The organism is Gordonia alkanivorans NBRC 16433 (assembly GCF_000225505.1).
GTDB lineage: Bacteria > Actinomycetota > Actinomycetes > Mycobacteriales > Mycobacteriaceae > Gordonia > Gordonia alkanivorans.
In genome coordinates this window covers 42,399-58,332 of sequence record NZ_BACI01000110.1, presented here as the reverse complement: position 1 = coordinate 58,332, position 15,934 = coordinate 42,399, and the positions used below count along the sequence as shown (strand labels likewise).

The following is a 15,934-nucleotide window of genomic DNA, read 5'->3' as shown; positions in this document are numbered from 1 at the left end:
CGGCGGCTACTTCCAGTACAGCGTCGAGCCGTCCGGTCCGGCCGTGGTGCTCACGAGTTTGGCGAAGCAGTGGTCGGGGTCGAAGCCCTGGGTTCGGCACCAGTTGTTCGCCTCGACCGGGCCCGGGAATGTCGCCGCCGCGACCGTCACCCACCAGCCCCTATACGAGAACACCGGCCACTCGTCACTCCACAGCAGGCGAACATCGTTGAACCGCAGACGAAGTGCCAGGAACTCGTCGAGGATGGCCTGGTCGGTCCACGTACGACCGTCGGCGACGAGACCGGCGTGCTTGGAACTGAGCTGCGCGACCCACCGGTTGTTCAGGTTCGCCAGGATGAACGCGCGGTCGGCGTCGGCCTGCAGGCGCAGGGCGTTGACACTGGTGGCGGTGACGTCGGCGCCGGCCGGGAACACCGTGTCGGTGGCCTCCGACGACGCCGACGACCTGCCCGACGCCGGTGCGGTCACGGCCGGGGCCCGCTCCGGCGTCGAACCCCGGTCGCACTCGACGAGGTATTGTCCGCCAGCCGAATTCGCGTCGTTCAAGGTGTCGGGCAGGCGGAAGAAGCTACCCGGCGGGTAGGTCAGTTCCAGGTTGAGGGCCGCTCCGCCGTCGGGTGCCGGGACGGCGAGCGGGGATCGTCGGAAGTCGAAGCTGCCCGAGGCGACGAGACCACCGCCGTCGGAGATGGTGATACGGGTCTGCGGACCGAACAGGACGTCCCCGTCGGGGCACTTCGCGGTGACCTTCATCGTGACGACGAGGCCACCGGCAGCGGTGCGGAACGACTGGGGTGTGAACACGGGCGGCGAACCGCACGGTGTCACGTACTGCGTTCCCCCGCCGCCGGATCCGCTGTTGCCCGCCCGGGTGGTGCCCGGCACGATCGCCCGCGGACCCGTCGGGGCGAACCCGGTGATGGTGGTCGAGGTCAGGGTCACCAGACGGTCGCCGAGGGCGAAGGTCAGCGCCGTCGTCGGCCGAGACGCCGACGACCCGCAGACCGGAGGTGACGACAGTGGTGTCGGTCGCTGTGAACGCTGAGGCGTCACCGCTGCCGGGTGCCGCCGTGGGCAGATTGTCGACCGGCCGCGACCAGAGAGGACCGTCCCGGGTGATCTTGTGGAACACGACCGAATCGGTCGCCGGCACGTACTCGACGACGAAGGCCGCGTCCCCGTTGTAGGCGACGCCGCCGGTGTTGGGCGGCGCCGGCACGGTTGCGAGTGCGGCGCCGGACCGGACGTCGATGAAGTGCAGTGTGTCGGCGTCGCGGCAGACGAGGGAGTCGTCGACGATCGTGTCCGCGCAGGTGGACACGGGTTCGCCGAAGCGCCAGCGTTCGCCGGTACGCGCGTTGACGCCCACGGCCCAGTGCGAACCGCCGACACTCGTGTACGGATCGCCGACGATCGTCACGAGCGTCTCACCGTCGGCGATCGCGCCCACCGTGCCGTAGCGCCCCTCGGACGGGATGACCGAGTTGAACTTCTGCCCGCCCATCGACGCCGCGGTGATCGACCATTCCGCGCCGGGCGCCACCGGATACGACGCCGCCAGCTGACCGTCGACGAGGTCGGGGTCGTCGGCCTGCGACAACCTCCACCAGACGACGCCGACGACGACCAGTGCGACCACGCACAGCAGTGCGACGCCGATGATGAGATAGGCCGTGGTGTTCGACCGTCGCGGCGGCGGACCGGCCATCGGATACCCCGGTGGACCCACTCCTGGAGGGCCCATTCCCGGCGGTCCGGTCGGTGGGGTCGGGTACATGCCCGGGTACGGGTACTGCCACGGCGGCGGGGAGGATCCGGGGAATGCCCCGGGCACCACCGTCGGATGCGCGGGTTGGCTCGTCGTCGGCGGCTCGTCGGGCCGGGGCGCGCCGGAACCACCTTCGAACGGCGGCCCCGGATGCGACATCACCCCAGTCAAGCTCAGTTCACGATCGCGGGACTATCCTTCGCGCAGACGAATCCCGTGAGTCAGCCCGCGTGTGCGGCGGGAACGTCTGCACGCCTCCGCGTTTCGTACCGCACCAGCACCCACGTGCAGAGCGCGACCCACAGCACACCGACGATCCAGCCGGACACCACATCCGTCGTCCAGTGCACCGCGAGCTGAATGCGGGTGAGCCCCACCAGGATCGACATCAGTGGCGCGAGCAGCAGAATCCACCGGTGGTCGCGCACCCACGCGAAGCAGCGGTAGGCGACGACCGCGAAGAGGCCGAACACGACCATCGTCATCATCGCGTGGCCCGACGGGTAAGAGAACGAGTCGATGTTCAGCAGCCGGTCCTCGATGGGCGGGCGGTTGCGCGCGAACCCGAACTTGAGGCTCTGCATCAGCACGTAGCCCAGGATCGTGCCGAGGGCGACGTACACGGCGTCGACGCGGCGTCCGGCGTACGCCAGTGCGACCACGGCCAGAACGGTGAGGGCGGTGACCACCAGGGTGTTGCCGAGGGTGGTGATCACCTGGGCGATCGTGATCCAGGGCTCGGAGCGGTTCTGGACGACCCAGTCCCACGCGTTCTCGTCGATCGTCGTCGGCGAAATGAACATCCGCTGCCGGCCTTTCTCCACCGCGGTCGCGCTGTCCGTCGCAACCGATCCCACACGTCAGCCACTTTATCCGGGGCTTCGCAACCGTTCGTCGCCACCGCCACCGGACCGGCTGTGACCTGCCGGAATCCGATGCTCAAGCCGTCCTCAAGTGCACTGCAAGAGGCCAGACCGACAGTGGTCTCCGTCAGCCCGAACCCCGACCCCTGAGATGAGGACCCACCCGATGACGACCCATCCCGCTGCCACCGCGTTCCCGATCCAGCTCCGCCTCCCCGGTCAGGCCGCCGCGCCCGAGGGTCCGATCGACCCGTTCATGATGTACGTCCTCCACCACGCGTTCCGCCGCGATCTCGCCGACTTCGCCGCGGCCGTCCCGCGCACCAAGCTCGACGACCCCGGCACCTGGCGAGCCCTCGCCGACCGGTGGACGATGTTCGCCACGGCGCTGCATCACCACCACAACGGTGAGGACCTGGAGCTGTGGCCGCTGCTCGAGGAACGCTGCGACGAGACCGAGAAGCGGGTCCTCGAGGCGATGGACGCCGAACACGATCAGATCGACCCGATCCTCGAGGAGTGCGCTGCCGGTTTCACCATGATGGCCGCGCACCCGAACGAACAGACCCGTGCCGAGCTGGTCGACGCACTCGTCCGCGCCCAGCCGATTCTCGGCGATCACCTCGCGCACGAGGAGGCTGACGCCCTCGCCATCGTGCAGCGTCGGATGACCATGCACGACTGGGAGGAGTTCGAGGCCAAGATGAGCAAGCAGTCGGGCCTCGGCGAGATGCTGAAGATGAGCCCGATGATGGTCAAGGGGCTGTCCGACGTCGACCGCGAGGTGGTGTTCGCCCGCCTCCCCGGCATCCTCAAGCTGCTCGTCAGGCTCGGCGGCCCGCGGTTCCGTCGCCTCGACAGCCGCGCGTTCTACTACCTGAACCGATGAGCGCGTGCTGGTCGGGCGGTCCCGGCCGCCCGCGGGATCGCTACCTCACCCCGGAGGCGCAGGCTGCGAACAGCGCTTCCGAGCGGAGGGCGCGATCCTGCAGCGGGTCCGGGCCACGCCGAGACGTCACTTCGCGAGCGCGCGCCCGATCACGAGACGCTGGATCTGGTTGGTCCCCTCGAAGATCTGCGTGATCTTGGCCTCGCGCATGTAGCGCTCGACCGGGAAGTCGCGGGTGTAACCGTAGCCGCCGAAGACCTGCACCGCATCGGTGGTGACCTTCATGGCGGCGTCGGTCGCGACGAGCTTCGCGGTCGCCGCGGCCCGGGAGTACTCCATGCCCGCATCACGACGACGCGCCGCGTCGAGGTAGGTGGCACGTGCGGAGTCGACGGCGGCGGCCATGTCGGCCAGCACGAACGACAGACCCTGGTGATCGATGATCTTGCGGCCGAACGCGGCTCGCTCCTGCGCGTACTCGACGGCCGCGTCGAGCGCTGCCTGCGCCAGACCGGTCGCCACCGCGGCGATGCCGAGTCGCCCGGAATCCAAGGCGGAGAACGCGATCTGCAGGCCTTGTCCTTCGGCGCCGAGACGGCGGCCCTCGTCGATGAAGGCGTTGTCGTACGACGCGCCGGTGGTGGGGACCGCGTGTAGGCCCATCTTGTCCTCGGGCTTGCCGAAGGTCAGGCCCTCGGTGTCCCGGGCGACGAAAAGACAGGAGATGCCCTTCGAGCCCTCGCCGGTACGCGCGAAGACGTTGTAGACGTCGGCGATGCCGCCATGGGTGATCCACGCCTTGGAGCCGGTCATCGTGTAACCGCCCTCGGTGGGCGTCGCGCGGCACGCCAATGCCGCCGCGTCGGAACCGGCCTGCGGTTCACTCAGGCTGTAGGCACCGATCAGCTTGCCGTTCAACAAGTCCGGGAGCCAGCGCTGCTTCTGCTCCTCGGTACCGAAGTTGAACAGCGGATGGCACGCGAGGCCGTGGACGCTCACGGCCACCGCGACCGACGCCCAGCGCGCGCCGAGTTCTTCGAGCACCTGCAGGTAGACCTCGTACGGCTGACCGCCGCCGTCCCACTCGGTCGGGTACGGCAGGCCGAGGAGGCCGGCCTCACCCAGTTCGGCGAACAGCCCCTCCGGATACTGCCGATCCTTCTCGTGCTGGTCGACGATCGGCTTCATCCGCTTGTCGGCGATGTCGCGGACCAGCGCGATCAGGTCGCGAGCCTCGTCGTTGGGGAGCAGACGGTCAACCGGCATCGGTACCTCCATGTCAGAGAGCTCAGGTAATCAAACTAGTACTCAAGTCCTCTGCACAGTACTATTCCGGGAGCGGTCAGTACAGCCGACGTAGTCGGGAGGAGTCGTATGCCACGCGAGGGGTTCGCGACGCGGCGTCGTGCCGCCCTGTTCGACGCCCTGCTCGAGCTGATCCTGCGCGACGGTTTCGCCCACCTGTCGATCGCCGACATCGCCTCCGAGCTCCGGTGCTCCAAGTCGACGCTCTACACCCTCGCGGCGAGCAAGGAACAGCTGGTCACGGCCACCGTCACCCACTTCTTCCGCACCGCGACCGAGCAGGTCGAAGCGCGGGTCGCGGCGTCGAACAGCCCACGCGAGCGGGTCATCGCATACCTGGTCGCCGTCGGTGAGGCGCTGTCACCGGCGTCGGAGGCGTTCATGCGCGACCTCGACGCCTTCACCCCGACCCGCTCGCTCTACGAACTCAACACCGCCGCCGCCGCGACCCGGGTACAGAAGCTGATCGCCGACGGTGTCGCCGCGGGCGACTTCCGCAACATCGACGCCGCCTTCGCCGCCGACCTCGCCGCCTCGATGATGAGTCGCATCCAACGCCGCGAGGTGTGGGCCGCCACCGGCCTCGACGACGCCGCCGCATACCGCCAGCTCGCGAGCATCCTCACCGCGGGGATCGACGCGGGCCGGCAATAGGTTTCGCTGACCGAAACCTACTGCTGGCTGCCAGATCCGAACGCGCGCTTACCCCATCGCTGCCTGAGGTGTGAGGAGCGTAAGCGACGAGCCTCGAAGGCCTGGTGAGTGGTTGTCGAAAACTCTGATGTCGCAATAGGTATCGCTGATCGATACGAATGGCTACATCTGGTGCGTTGGTGAGTCGCCAGCCCTTCGAGGCTCGTCGCTATCGCTCCTCGCACCTCAGGGAGCAGGAGTTGCGGGCGACATCGGTCCGGCTTCAGGACGTAGGAGCCGCACGCCGCTCGAGATGCGTGACCCCGTCCTCCACCCACCAGCGCACGCGGATGTCTCGCTGGGAATCCGCAGAGCGCAACGAGATCCACAACTCGTCATGCAACCGCACCTGGCCACGCGGTACCTCGACCCCGCGTTCGGCACCGAAACGCACCGCCTCGGGGTGGGCCCAGGTCGCGGCGTCGCCGGGGTCGCGGACGGTCGCGGTGTACTCCTCGGAGCCGAGCGGCAGGTCGAGCAGCGTCGCCAGGACCTCGGCGTCGGCGGGAGTGATCACCGGTCCGGCGAGAACCGCCTCCAGGTCCGGCACGGCCTGCAGCAACCACGGCTGGTCGACGACGACCGCGCGTTCGGTGACGGTGCCGGCGATCGTCCGAACCCGTTCGGGCACCTCGACATCCGCAGGATCGATGACGCCGCGACGGCACGCCGCGACCACGGCGGCGTGCACCATCACCGCGGCACCGGCGGAGATGTCCCGCTCCGGATCTCCGAGGCGAATCAGCAGGAGGTCGGCATCGACGGCGGTGTCGGGTTCGAGGCGTGCGAGCGCGCCTACCAGCGCGTCGGCGTGCGGATGATCGAGCGGGTCGATGATCCCGGCGAGGATCTCATCCGAGGATGCGCGGTACTCCCCCAGCAACAATCCGTCGACCTCGGCATGCCGCCGCAACCACCAGGCGGTGTACCCGTCGCGGTCGGCGAGCAGCGGTGCAATGTCCGCGTCGGTCGCCATCATGGTCAGCGCCTCGGACCAGGACCGGTCGTCGATCAGGTCGAGATCCCGGACCGCCGTGAGCCTTTCGGGTGCGTCGGGCAGCGTGTCCCACCAGTCCTCCTCGTCGGGGAGGTCGTGGTCGGGACCGACCGGCAGGTCGTCGACGACGGTGAGGAATCCCCACCCGACGCCCAGGCGCCGCAATTCTTCTGCGCCACACTCGGACACGACCTCGTCGTCGACGACACCGAACGGATGGTCGTCGACGAGGACCGACAGCAGCGGACTGTCGGGCAGCAGCAGTTCATCGGCGGGGCGGAGCTCGCCGTCGCTGTCGAGCAGCGGCAGGGTGGCCAGCCACGGCGGTACGGACGCATCCGGATCGGCCCGTAGGACCGCACAGATCTCGGCGGCCAGCCCGTCGTCGCCGGCACCGTCGAGGTCGATGTCCTCGACCAGCACCCGAAGTGCCGGGTCGGCCAGTGCGTCGGCGACGGAGAGTTCCCGCACGCCCAGGCGTTCGAGGAGCGAATGCCGGGCGTCTGGGTGGACGGTGGGCATCCATCGCATCGGCGTGGCGATGCGATCGCTCACGAACAGTCCGCGGACCCCGACCGACATCCGTCCGTCGGATCGCGGGATCGGCAGCGCGCCCAGTTCCTCGACCTCGCGTCCCGTCGACACGAGCGGCGCGAGCGCGTCGTACAGGTCGTGCCACCAGGACGGCTCGTGGTGCAGGCCGCCGAGCCGCTCGGCCAGCGCCGCCAGCCCGAGTTCCTCGACGCCCAGCCGCCCGAGCGTCGGAAGATGCTGGGCGAGTGAGATGTCGGGGTGGACGAGATCCGCGAAGTGTTCGGACAGCATCCCGGCCAGGCGATCGGTCAGCCCGATCAGGACCACCGACCGCGACGGCAGCAACGGCTCGCCGTCCGCACCCGGCAGCCACGCGACGTCGCGGAGCTGTACGCGCACGGCCTCGATCAACCTGGCGTCGTCACGATTTCGCGCGAGATGCAGCTCCGGCACGAGCTGTAGCCGACGAACCGGGTCGACGAGGAGCAGAAGGTCCACATAACCGGCTGCAGCATCGCCGATCTCGGCACCCGGGTGAAGGTGCCGACGGTCGGGGGTGAGCGCGAGGTCGGTGATGCACCGGCACGGCAGGCTCAGTTCGATGTCGGTGGGCGTGGGTGCGCGCAGCACATCGTGCTCGGGTGCGCGACCGCCGTCGGCGTCGACGAGCCAGCGCGTCCCGCCGCGGGTGACCTCCAGCCAGCGTTGCGTCGACGACGACCCGGGACCGTCCACGGACACGGTGACGATCGCGGACGAGGCCTGATCGTCACCGATCTCGGGTCCGGCGGACCGCTCGACCGTGACCTCCACGCCGTCCACGGTGATCCGTTGCAGCGCAGCGAGTTCCACGACAAGATCCGGCGCCTGGACGAGCATCGCGTCGATGAGCGGCCCGGACGGCTCACGCAGACTCAGGACCACCTCGGTGTCGAAGCCCGCTGTGCTGGAACCCACCCCCGCCCCCGGCACGGCATCGGTCGGCCACACAAGCCGTAGGACCGGAACGGTGTCCGCCGAGAGCCCGGCATCGTCGACGGCTTCGGCGGTGGCGGCGCGGTCGAAGACGATCGACCCGGTACGAGACCGGACCTCGACGCGGTCGGCGACCGTTGCGGTGGCGGTGAATCCGACGCCGAATCGTCCGATCTGACCGTCGGTGGGCGCCTTCGCCGACACCCGCAGCGCGGCCAGCGATCGGACGCCGTCGACACTCAGCGGCTCACCGGTGTTCGCGACATGTAGCTCGTCACCGTCGACCCAGACGGCGAGCTCCCCCGCGATCCCCGCCGCGGCCGCGGCATCGGCGGCATTCGCGGCGAGTTCGGTGAGCAGCCGATCGCGGTATCCGACGGTCACCAGATCCGACTCGGCAGCCGCGTCCTCGGCGAGACGGGTCGGCGAGGCCGTCCAGGCGTCGAGCGTCGACGACCGCAGTGCGGCGGTGCCAAACGGGTCCGGGCCGAACGGATCGGCGCTCATGGATGGTGGCGAGTCGTTCAGGAGCGGGCCGGTTCGGCGTCCCGGGTGACCGAGATGACCTCGAGGGCGCCGTCGTCGTAGGCGTCGTAGGCGGGTGAGCCCTCACCCTTGGGCGCCTGGACATCGGAGTGCGCTCCGCAGCCGTACTCGGCGGAGACCACCCGGCCGTCGGCTGCGTATTCGTTGGTGCAGGCACCGAATCCGGCGCGCAGCGCACCCGCGAGGGGCACATAGAAACCACAGGTGCAGCAGGGGAACGGGGCCGCCTGAGCCATCTCCGACGACGGACCGAAGTCGCCGTCGTACCAGCGCTGCGCGGCGTCGGCGCGACCGTCGTAGCTCAGCAGTCGGCGACGGCCGAGGCCGATCTCGCCGGCGATCTGACCGATGTCGTCGGGGTCCTCGGACTCGGAGTCGAAGCGGAACTCGTCGCCGGTGTCGATCTGGTTGGGCACCAGACGCGGATCGTCGGGTTCGGCGGCCAGCAGGTCACCGGGCGCGAGGTCGCCGGAGGCGACACGCTCGGCCCACGGCACCCACGGCGGTGCGAGCAACGAGCCGTCGCCCGGCAGCAGCACGACCTCACTGAGGGTGATCTCGTCGCTGCCCGGGGAACCGGCCAGCACGACGCACCACTGCCATCCGCGATAGCCTGCGAGCTCGGCGTCGAAGTAATGCGCAGCGGCCCACTCGCCCTCGGCGACGCTGCGCCGATGCGCGCCGGGCTGCTGTCCTTCGTCGACCAGCGCGGCTCGTGCGATGTCGACGGCCGCCAGCAGTCGTCCGCCCTCACTTACGTCAGTCACGCTTCCAGTGTGCAATATCGCCGACGTGTGCCACACAACGACCCGCTTCAAGCGGCACCGGCACGAGATGAGGAACAATCGGGGGCGTGATCCCACGGAGTTCCCGACACGACGATGGGCGCGGGGCCCCCAGGGGTCCGGCGAGCCAGCATTCTCGACCGCCGACAGACGATCGCGGCCGTCGCGCCGCGCAGCACCCCGGGTCGGCCAACTACCCGGCCGACGAGACCCGCCAGATGCGCGGCCGCCGGCCCGCACCCGGCTGGGGACCGCCACCCGGACCGGGTCCCGGCCGCAATGCCTACCTGCCCCCGCCCACCCACAATCCGCATCTGCCGCCGCTCGACGAGCGAGGTCAGCCGCAGTACGACGAGTCGGCGACCCGGGCGATGCCCGCCGACCACGGGCCGCGAACGCCCAAGAAGCTGACCGTGATGCGCGTCGCCGCGATGCGCAGCCGCGAGCTGACGGGCAAGGGCATCGGCAAGATCCACCGGGCCGCGACCGCCGACGGCGCCGACCAGTCCGGCCTCACTGCGCTCACCCTGCCGGTGATCGCGAACTTCGCCGCCGACGCCGCGATGGCCGTCGCGCTGGCCAACACCCTGTTCTTCGCCGCCGCGTCGGGTGAATCCAAGACCAACGTCGCGCTGTATCTGGCGCTGACGATCGCGCCGTTCGCACTCATCGCTCCCCTGATCGGTCCGCTGCTCGACCGACTCCAGCGCGGGCGTCGTATCGCGATGGCCACGACCTTCGGTCTGCGCGTCATCCTGGCGCTGCTGATCATGTCGAACGTCCAGTGGAACGACGCCACCCAGCAACTCGAGTACGACCCGTGGGTGCTCTATCCCTGCGCGCTGGGCCTGCTGGTGCTGTCGAAATCTTTCGGCGTGCTCAAATCGGCGGTCACCCCACGTGTGGTGCCCCCGACCATCGACCTGCCGCGGGTGAACTCCCGCCTGACCACCTTCGGCCTGATCGGCGGCACGATCGTCGGCGGTGCGGTGGCCGCGCTGATCGAGATGCTGCTCGGCAAACTGCTGCCGCTGCATCTGCCGGGAGCCATGGTGTGGCTGGCGATCGTCGCCGCGGCCGGCGCCTACCTGTGCATGCGCATCCCGTCGTGGGTCGAGTCGACCGAGGGCGAGATCCCCACGACCCTGACCTATCACGGCGAACCGGCCCGCTCGGCGATGCCCGAACACGAGCCGACCAGCGCTCGCGAGGGCGCCAAGATGCTCGCCGCGAAGATGCGTCAGCCGCTGGGCCGCACGGTGGTGGCCGGTCTGTGGGGCAACGGCACCATCCGCATCCTGACCGGCTTCCTGACGCTGTTCGTGGCCTTCTACGCCAAGGCCCAGCAGGGCGACGCATCGGACTGGACGCAGCTGCTGCTGCTCGGCGCCGTCGGTGCCGCCGCCGGCGTCGGCAACATGATCGGCAACGGCGTCGGCACCCGGCTGGAGCTGAAGAACCCGCCGGGCATCATCGTCTGGGCCACCGTGGCCTGCTTCGTCGTCGCGGTCCTCGCGGCGATCTTCGGCAACATCCTCTTCGCGGCGGTCGCCGCGCTGGTCGCCTCGGGCGCCAGCGCGATCGGCAAGGTGTGCCTCGACTCGTCGATCCAGGACGACCTGCCCGACGAGTCGCGCGCCTCGGCCTTCGGCCGTTCGGAGACGGTCCTGCAGTTGTCGTGGGTGTTCGGCGCCTCACTCGGGGTGCTGCTGCCCCCGACCCTGTGGATCGGCTTCACCGTCGTCGCCGTGCTTCTCGGGCTGGGCCTGCTCCAGACCGTGATGACGACCCGCGGCACATCGCTGGTGCCGGGTCTGGGCGGTCGACGCCCCGACCACGCCGCACCGACTGTCGCCTTCCGGGCCGCCGGTTCGGACGATGCCGCACGCCGGACCGGACCGGGGTCGGCACCGACCCGGGCGCATTCCCAGCGGCCGACGACCACGCGGATGCCGTCGACGGCACCGTTCCCGAACTCCGGTCACCGGCCACCCGGTGACCGCTCCACCCCCGACGAGACAGGACAACGCCGACCGTGATCAGCAGTGGTGAGAAGAAGGCACTTTCGATCATCGCGATCGTCGTGGTGGCGTTCGTCGCAGTCGTCGGCGTCTCGGTGTTCCTGCTGACCCGCAACTCCACGCACGACGACCGGCCGTACGTGCACATCGCCGTCGGCAAGAACCTCTACACCGTCGAACCGGTGCGGTGGTGCGACCTGATGCTCGACGAGTGCGACCCGCCGCTCGGCACGTCGCAGCGCGAGGCGCCCCGGGTTCCGGTGGCGGTCGGCGACACGGTGATGCTGTCGGTCTCCGGCGACATCGCGAAGGGACCCTGGAACCTCGCGGCCGTCTACTGGACGCCGAAGGGGCTCGTCGAAGACGAGCAGCCCCAGGCGTCGGGTGAGACGTACACGGTCACGCTGAAGACGGCACCCGAATTCGTCCTGCTGGGGGTCACCGTCTACCCGGCGTCGGCCCGGTTGACGCAGAACGACGAGATCATCCCGCGCGGAGTGCTGGCAGCACAGACCGCACCGGAGAATTTCCTGCAGTACCTCGGCTGACGCCGCGGCGTCGAGGTCAGCGCTCGACGACCGGGGTTCAGCTCTCGAGTTCGCGGGCGACCGCGCGCACGACCTCGGAGATCCGCTGCGCGGTCTTGCGGTCGGGGTAGCGCCCCTTGCGCAGGTCCGGCTGCACCTTGCCCTCGAGCAGGGTGATCAGATCGGCGACCATGCCGTGCAGTTCATCGGGGGTGTGCCGCTTGGTGTCCTTGCGGGCGGCCTCGCGCACGTTCTTGGACACGCTCGGCGCGGGTTCGAGAACCTTGACGCTCAGTGCCTGCGGCCCGCGGCGACCGGCGGCCATGCCGAACTCCACCCGCTGCCCCGGCTTGAGGGCCTCCACCCCTTCGGGCAGGGCGGACGAACGGACGTAGACGTCCTCACCGCTCTCCTGAGCGAGGAAGCCGAAGCCCTTGTCCGCGTCGTACCACTTCACCTTGCCGGTCGGCACTGTGCTCACCCTCATCTGTACGTCGTAGATCTCTTGCGGATCTGCCTGTCACAACAAAAGACGCCGTCACCCATCACACGACCCACGGCGGAAAGTCCGTATGGGCCCAGACGGATGCAAGGCGCCTGCTGCGCCCCATGGTAGCCAACACCCCACCCCGCGGTCACACCATTACCTCAGCCCAACCCGTCACACCCTTGCGCGACGTCGCCCTCCCGGAGAGTGCACTACCGTAGACGGCATGCAGAAGACGACGTCCCCGCGGCTGCTGCAGGTGGCCATGGTGATCTTCGCGATCGGACTCATCGCCCTCGTGGCCTTGTTCGTGACCCCGCTGGTCACCGACGGCGACACGGCACCGACCTTCGTCTACCTGCTGACCATGTGCGCACCCCTGGGTTTTCTCCTCGGCCTGGTGTATGCACTCCGTGCCGGACGCCGAGCCAGGTGAGGACCCCGTGACAGCGACCATCGACACCACCCCAGACCTCGCCCCCGTCTCCGACGCCAAGGCTCTCCGGGCAGCGTTCAGCTGCTTCCCCAGCGGCGTCGTCGCGGTGTGTTGCCTACAGGGTGAGGGAGATTCGACCACGCTGATCGGAATGGCGGCGAGTTCTTTCACCACCGTCTCCCTCGACCCTCCGCTGGTGTCGGTGTGCGTTCAGAACACGTCGACGACGTGGCCGCAGATCCGTACCGCGCCGGCCATCGGGGTCAGCGTCTTCGCCGGCGACCAGACCGACGTCTGCAAACAGCTCGCCGGTCCGTCGGAGCGCCGTTTCGACGGCATCACACCGCTGCGTACCGACGCCGGGGCCGTCTTCGTCCCGGACGCCGCCGCCCATCTGTCGTGCACCATCCACAACGAGATCCAGGCCGGCGACCACACCGTCGTGCTGCTGGAGATCAGCACCCTGCGCGCCGACCCCGACGTCGAGCCGCTTGTGTTCCACGCCAGCACCTTCCGTGCTCTCGAGGCCCGTAAAGACCCGAACGCCACGTGATCTGCAGGACAGCATGAGCACGGTCGGCCTCGGGATCCCCACGCCACGGTCGATGACGGCCGCGGCACCATCGGACGTGCCCACGCAGGGACCCCTGCGCGACACGTTCGGGCGGGTCGCGAAGGACCTGCGGGTCTCGGTGACCGACCGATGCAATCTGCGCTGTACCTACTGCATGCCGGCCGAGGGACTCGACTGGATGCCCAACGACGCGGTGCTGAGCGCCGACGAACTGATCCGTGTGCTGACGGTCGCGGTCCGGGATCTGGGGATAGAACGCATCCGCTTCACCGGCGGGGAGCCCCTGCTGCGCCGCGACCTCGAGCAGGTCATCGGCGCCGTCGCCGCCCTGCCCCGGCGACCCGAGATCGCGATGACCACCAACGGCCTGGGTCTCACGCGGCGGATCGACGGTCTCGTCGCCGCCGGCCTCGACCGCATCAACATCTCCCTCGACACCGTCGACCGCGAACGATTCGCCGAGATCACCCGGCGCGACCGGCTCGACGACGTGCTGGCCGGTCTCGCCGCCGCCGCACGCGCGGGCCTCGACCCCGTCAAGGTCAACGCCGTGATCCCCGACCGCGCCGACCTCGACGCCGTCCCCGATCTACTCGCCTACTGCCTGGAACACGGCTACGAGCTGCGGATCATCGAGCAGATGCCGCTCGACGCCGACCACGCCTGGCAACGGACCCGGATGGTGACCGGCGACGAGATCCTCGCGACGCTTCGCACACGGTTCGATCTGCTGCCCGATCCGGCACCGCGCGGCAGCGCCCCGGCGGCCACCTGGATCGTCGACGGCCATCGGACTTCGCGGGGCCCGGCCAGGGTCGGGGTGATCGCCTCGGTCACCCGCCCGTTCTGCGGCGACTGCGACCGCACCCGGCTCACCGCCGACGGATCGCTGCGCAACTGCCTGTTCGCGTCGTCGGAGACCGATCTGCGCGCCGTGCTGCGCACGCTGCCCGACGACGAGATCGACGCCGCCATCGCGGCGCTGTGGCGCACCGACATGTGGCAGAAGGCTCCCGGACACGAGGTGAACGCGGCCGGCTTCGTGCAGCCGACCCGGCCCATGTCCGCCATCGGCGGATAGGCTCTGCCCCGATGAACCTCACCGTCCGCTTCTTCGCCGCGGCTCGCGCCGCCGCCGGCACCGAGGCGCGCGTCGTCGACATCGACACCGCGACCACCCTCGGCGACCTGGAGTCGACGCTGTCGGCCGGCAACCCCGAACTGGCGAAGGTCCTGAAGCGCTGCTCTTATCTCCGCGACGAAACGACCTTCACCGACCGTTCACAACAGCTCGGCATCTGCTCGACACTCGACGTCCTCCCCCCGTTCGCCGGTGGCTGACACCACAGTCGCCTTGTGACCTTTATCACATAACGGCCCGATAACGAGATGGCCACGGGAGCGCATCCGGCCCGATGAACTGCGATGACGCCGAATGTTGGTCGGGAGACCCGGTTCTGGCGAAAAAATCAGTTGCGTACAAGCAGGTGAATCGGCCGATCGAACGACGTACTGTACGAAGCGACCTTCCCGAAGGTCACGGTAAGGAAACAGAACATACGTCCCGCCGGCCGCGCCGAGCCTCGCTCCGCCGGAGGGTACGACCGCACGAAATCTAGGAGCGAGGACGGGGGACCCACCCTCATCCCCTGAGACCGGGCACCAAACACGGTGTCCTCGGGGTTAAGTCCCAGGCGCAGAACCATGGTTAACAAATCATGGTGACGCACTGGGGCCGAGCAGCCTCTCGCTCGAACCCGACAGCTGACTTCGTAGGCGCGTGGAGAGAGGAATTCGATCTATGTCCGGACGTCACCGCAAGCAGACGACCAACTCGACCACCAAGACCATCACCAAGGTCGCCCTCACCGGCGCCGTCCTCGGTGGCGGAGCCGCACTCCTGGGCACCGGTACCGCGAATGCCGCGACCGACGCCGAGTGGAACCAGGTCGCCCAGTGCGAGTCCGGCGGTAACTGGGCCATCAACACCGGCAACGGCTACCACGGCGGCCTGCAGTTCTCGCCGAGCACCTGGAGCGGCCACGGCGGCGGCGAGTTCGCCCCGACCGCCGAGCAGGCCACCCGCGAGGAGCAGATCGTCGTCGCCGAGCGCGTGCTCGCCTCGCAGGGCAAGGGCGCATGGCCCACCTGTGGCGTCGGCCTGTCGGGCCACACCCCGCGCACCGCGCCGAGCGATGTCCCGGCCCCGATCGTCAAGAAGCTCCAGGACGGCAACGGCAGCTTCAGCCTCGTCAAGGCCCCTGAGGCCAGGACCACCGACGACGTCGCCAAGCAGGTCACCTCGGTTCTCACCGATGCCGGTGTGAGCCCCGAGGTCGAGAACCTCTGGAACGCGGCCAAGAACAGCGGTGTCTCGCTGAGCCCCGATCAGATCAAGATGTTCAACGACAACAAGCACCTGCTGCCCAACCCCTGACGAGTAGCAACCCTTACCTGTAGCAGCTCGGACACAATCCGCAGCGCACAGAGGGACCCAGACGAAGGGCCCCGCACGATGACTGATCCGTGCG

Annotated in this window: 16 protein-coding genes and 1 riboswitch; of the genes, 9 read left to right on the top strand and 7 right to left on the bottom strand. The window is 69.1% G+C overall.

Annotation, left to right across the window (positions count from 1 at the left end):
- Positions 1–6 precede the first annotated feature (6 nt).
- The 3 genes from GOALK_RS24605 to GOALK_RS20010 all read right to left on the bottom strand — a co-directional run bounded on the left by GOALK_RS24605 (position 7) and on the right by GOALK_RS20010 (position 2,574).
- Complete coding sequence (locus GOALK_RS24605; protein ID WP_232283196.1) at positions 7–471, bottom strand: hypothetical protein; 465 nt, start codon at positions 469–471, stop codon at positions 7–9.
- Positions 472–571: 100 nt separating this feature from the next.
- Complete coding sequence (locus GOALK_RS24375) at positions 572–1,930, bottom strand: hypothetical protein (protein ID WP_232283195.1); 1,359 nt, start codon at positions 1,928–1,930, stop codon at positions 572–574.
- Between the two features lie 62 nt (positions 1,931–1,992).
- Positions 1,993–2,574 (bottom strand): phosphatase PAP2 family protein, encoded by a 582-nt coding sequence (locus GOALK_RS20010; RefSeq protein ID WP_006360655.1) that lies wholly within the window; start codon positions 2,572–2,574, stop codon positions 1,993–1,995.
- Positions 2,575–2,800: 226 nt separating this feature from the next.
- On the opposite strand from GOALK_RS20010, the gene GOALK_RS20005 reads away from it, so the two are divergent.
- Complete coding sequence (locus tag GOALK_RS20005) at positions 2,801–3,523, top strand: hemerythrin domain-containing protein (protein WP_006360654.1); 723 nt, start codon at positions 2,801–2,803, stop codon at positions 3,521–3,523.
- A 126-nt stretch (positions 3,524–3,649) separates the two neighbouring features.
- On the opposite strand, the gene GOALK_RS20000 is transcribed toward GOALK_RS20005, so the two are convergent.
- Positions 3,650–4,789 carry an acyl-CoA dehydrogenase family protein gene (locus GOALK_RS20000; RefSeq protein ID WP_006360653.1) on the bottom strand — a complete coding sequence of 380 codons (1,140 nt, stop codon included), beginning with the start codon at positions 4,787–4,789 and terminating at the stop codon, positions 3,650–3,652.
- A 108-nt stretch (positions 4,790–4,897) separates the two neighbouring features.
- Here GOALK_RS20000 and GOALK_RS19995 point away from each other — a divergent pair, with 108 nt between their 5' ends.
- A complete protein-coding gene (locus tag GOALK_RS19995; protein ID WP_006360652.1) occupies positions 4,898–5,482 on the top strand; it encodes a TetR/AcrR family transcriptional regulator in 585 nt (194 codons plus the stop codon).
- Positions 5,483–5,744: 262 nt separating this feature from the next.
- On the opposite strand, the gene GOALK_RS19990 is transcribed toward GOALK_RS19995, so the two are convergent.
- Together GOALK_RS19990 and GOALK_RS19985 are read right to left on the bottom strand one after the other, a co-directional pair.
- Positions 5,745–8,534 carry a sacsin N-terminal ATP-binding-like domain-containing protein gene (locus GOALK_RS19990; RefSeq protein ID WP_006360651.1) on the bottom strand — a complete coding sequence of 930 codons (2,790 nt, stop codon included), beginning with the start codon at positions 8,532–8,534 and terminating at the stop codon, positions 5,745–5,747.
- Between the two features lie 17 nt (positions 8,535–8,551).
- A complete protein-coding gene (locus tag GOALK_RS19985) occupies positions 8,552–9,340 on the bottom strand; it encodes a DUF3027 domain-containing protein (protein WP_006360650.1) in 789 nt (262 codons plus the stop codon).
- A gap of 236 nt (positions 9,341–9,576) precedes the next feature.
- Here GOALK_RS19985 and GOALK_RS19980 point away from each other — a divergent pair, with 236 nt between their 5' ends.
- Together GOALK_RS19980 and GOALK_RS19975 are read left to right on the top strand one after the other, a co-directional pair.
- Entirely contained in the window at positions 9,577–11,397 is a 1,821-nt protein-coding gene (locus GOALK_RS19980) for an MFS transporter (RefSeq protein ID WP_006360649.1), read from the top strand.
- Positions 11,394–11,927, top strand: coding sequence for a DUF2771 family protein (locus GOALK_RS19975; protein WP_006360648.1), 534 nt, complete (start codon positions 11,394–11,396; stop codon positions 11,925–11,927). The genes GOALK_RS19980 and GOALK_RS19975 overlap by 4 nt, the downstream gene beginning before the upstream one ends.
- Before the next feature lie 37 nt (positions 11,928–11,964).
- Here the strand turns inward: GOALK_RS19975 and GOALK_RS19970 are convergent, their stop codons facing one another.
- Positions 11,965–12,378 carry a cold-shock protein gene (locus GOALK_RS19970; RefSeq protein ID WP_006360647.1) on the bottom strand — a complete coding sequence of 138 codons (414 nt, stop codon included), beginning with the start codon at positions 12,376–12,378 and terminating at the stop codon, positions 11,965–11,967.
- 241 nt (positions 12,379–12,619) lie between these two features.
- On the opposite strand from GOALK_RS19970, the gene GOALK_RS19965 reads away from it, so the two are divergent.
- The 5 genes from GOALK_RS19965 to GOALK_RS19945 all read left to right on the top strand — a co-directional run bounded on the left by GOALK_RS19965 (position 12,620) and on the right by GOALK_RS19945 (position 15,840).
- A complete protein-coding gene (locus GOALK_RS19965; RefSeq protein WP_006360646.1) occupies positions 12,620–12,829 on the top strand; it encodes a hypothetical protein in 210 nt (69 codons plus the stop codon).
- Positions 12,830–12,836: 7 nt separating this feature from the next.
- Complete coding sequence (locus GOALK_RS19960) at positions 12,837–13,382, top strand: flavin reductase family protein (RefSeq protein ID WP_040004380.1); 546 nt, start codon at positions 12,837–12,839, stop codon at positions 13,380–13,382.
- Between the two features lie 13 nt (positions 13,383–13,395).
- Positions 13,396–14,484 (top strand): GTP 3',8-cyclase MoaA, encoded by a 1,089-nt coding sequence (gene moaA / locus GOALK_RS19955; protein ID WP_006360644.1) that lies wholly within the window; start codon positions 13,396–13,398, stop codon positions 14,482–14,484.
- Positions 14,485–14,495: 11 nt separating this feature from the next.
- Entirely contained in the window at positions 14,496–14,744 is a 249-nt protein-coding gene (locus tag GOALK_RS19950; protein ID WP_006360643.1) for a MoaD/ThiS family protein, read from the top strand.
- Positions 14,745–14,998: 254 nt separating this feature from the next.
- Positions 14,999–15,198: riboswitch (cyclic di-AMP (ydaO/yuaA leader) on the top strand.
- Between the two features lie 6 nt (positions 15,199–15,204).
- Positions 15,205–15,840 carry a transglycosylase family protein gene (locus GOALK_RS19945; protein ID WP_006360642.1) on the top strand — a complete coding sequence of 212 codons (636 nt, stop codon included), beginning with the start codon at positions 15,205–15,207 and terminating at the stop codon, positions 15,838–15,840.
- The last annotated feature ends 94 nt before the right edge of the window (positions 15,841–15,934 follow it).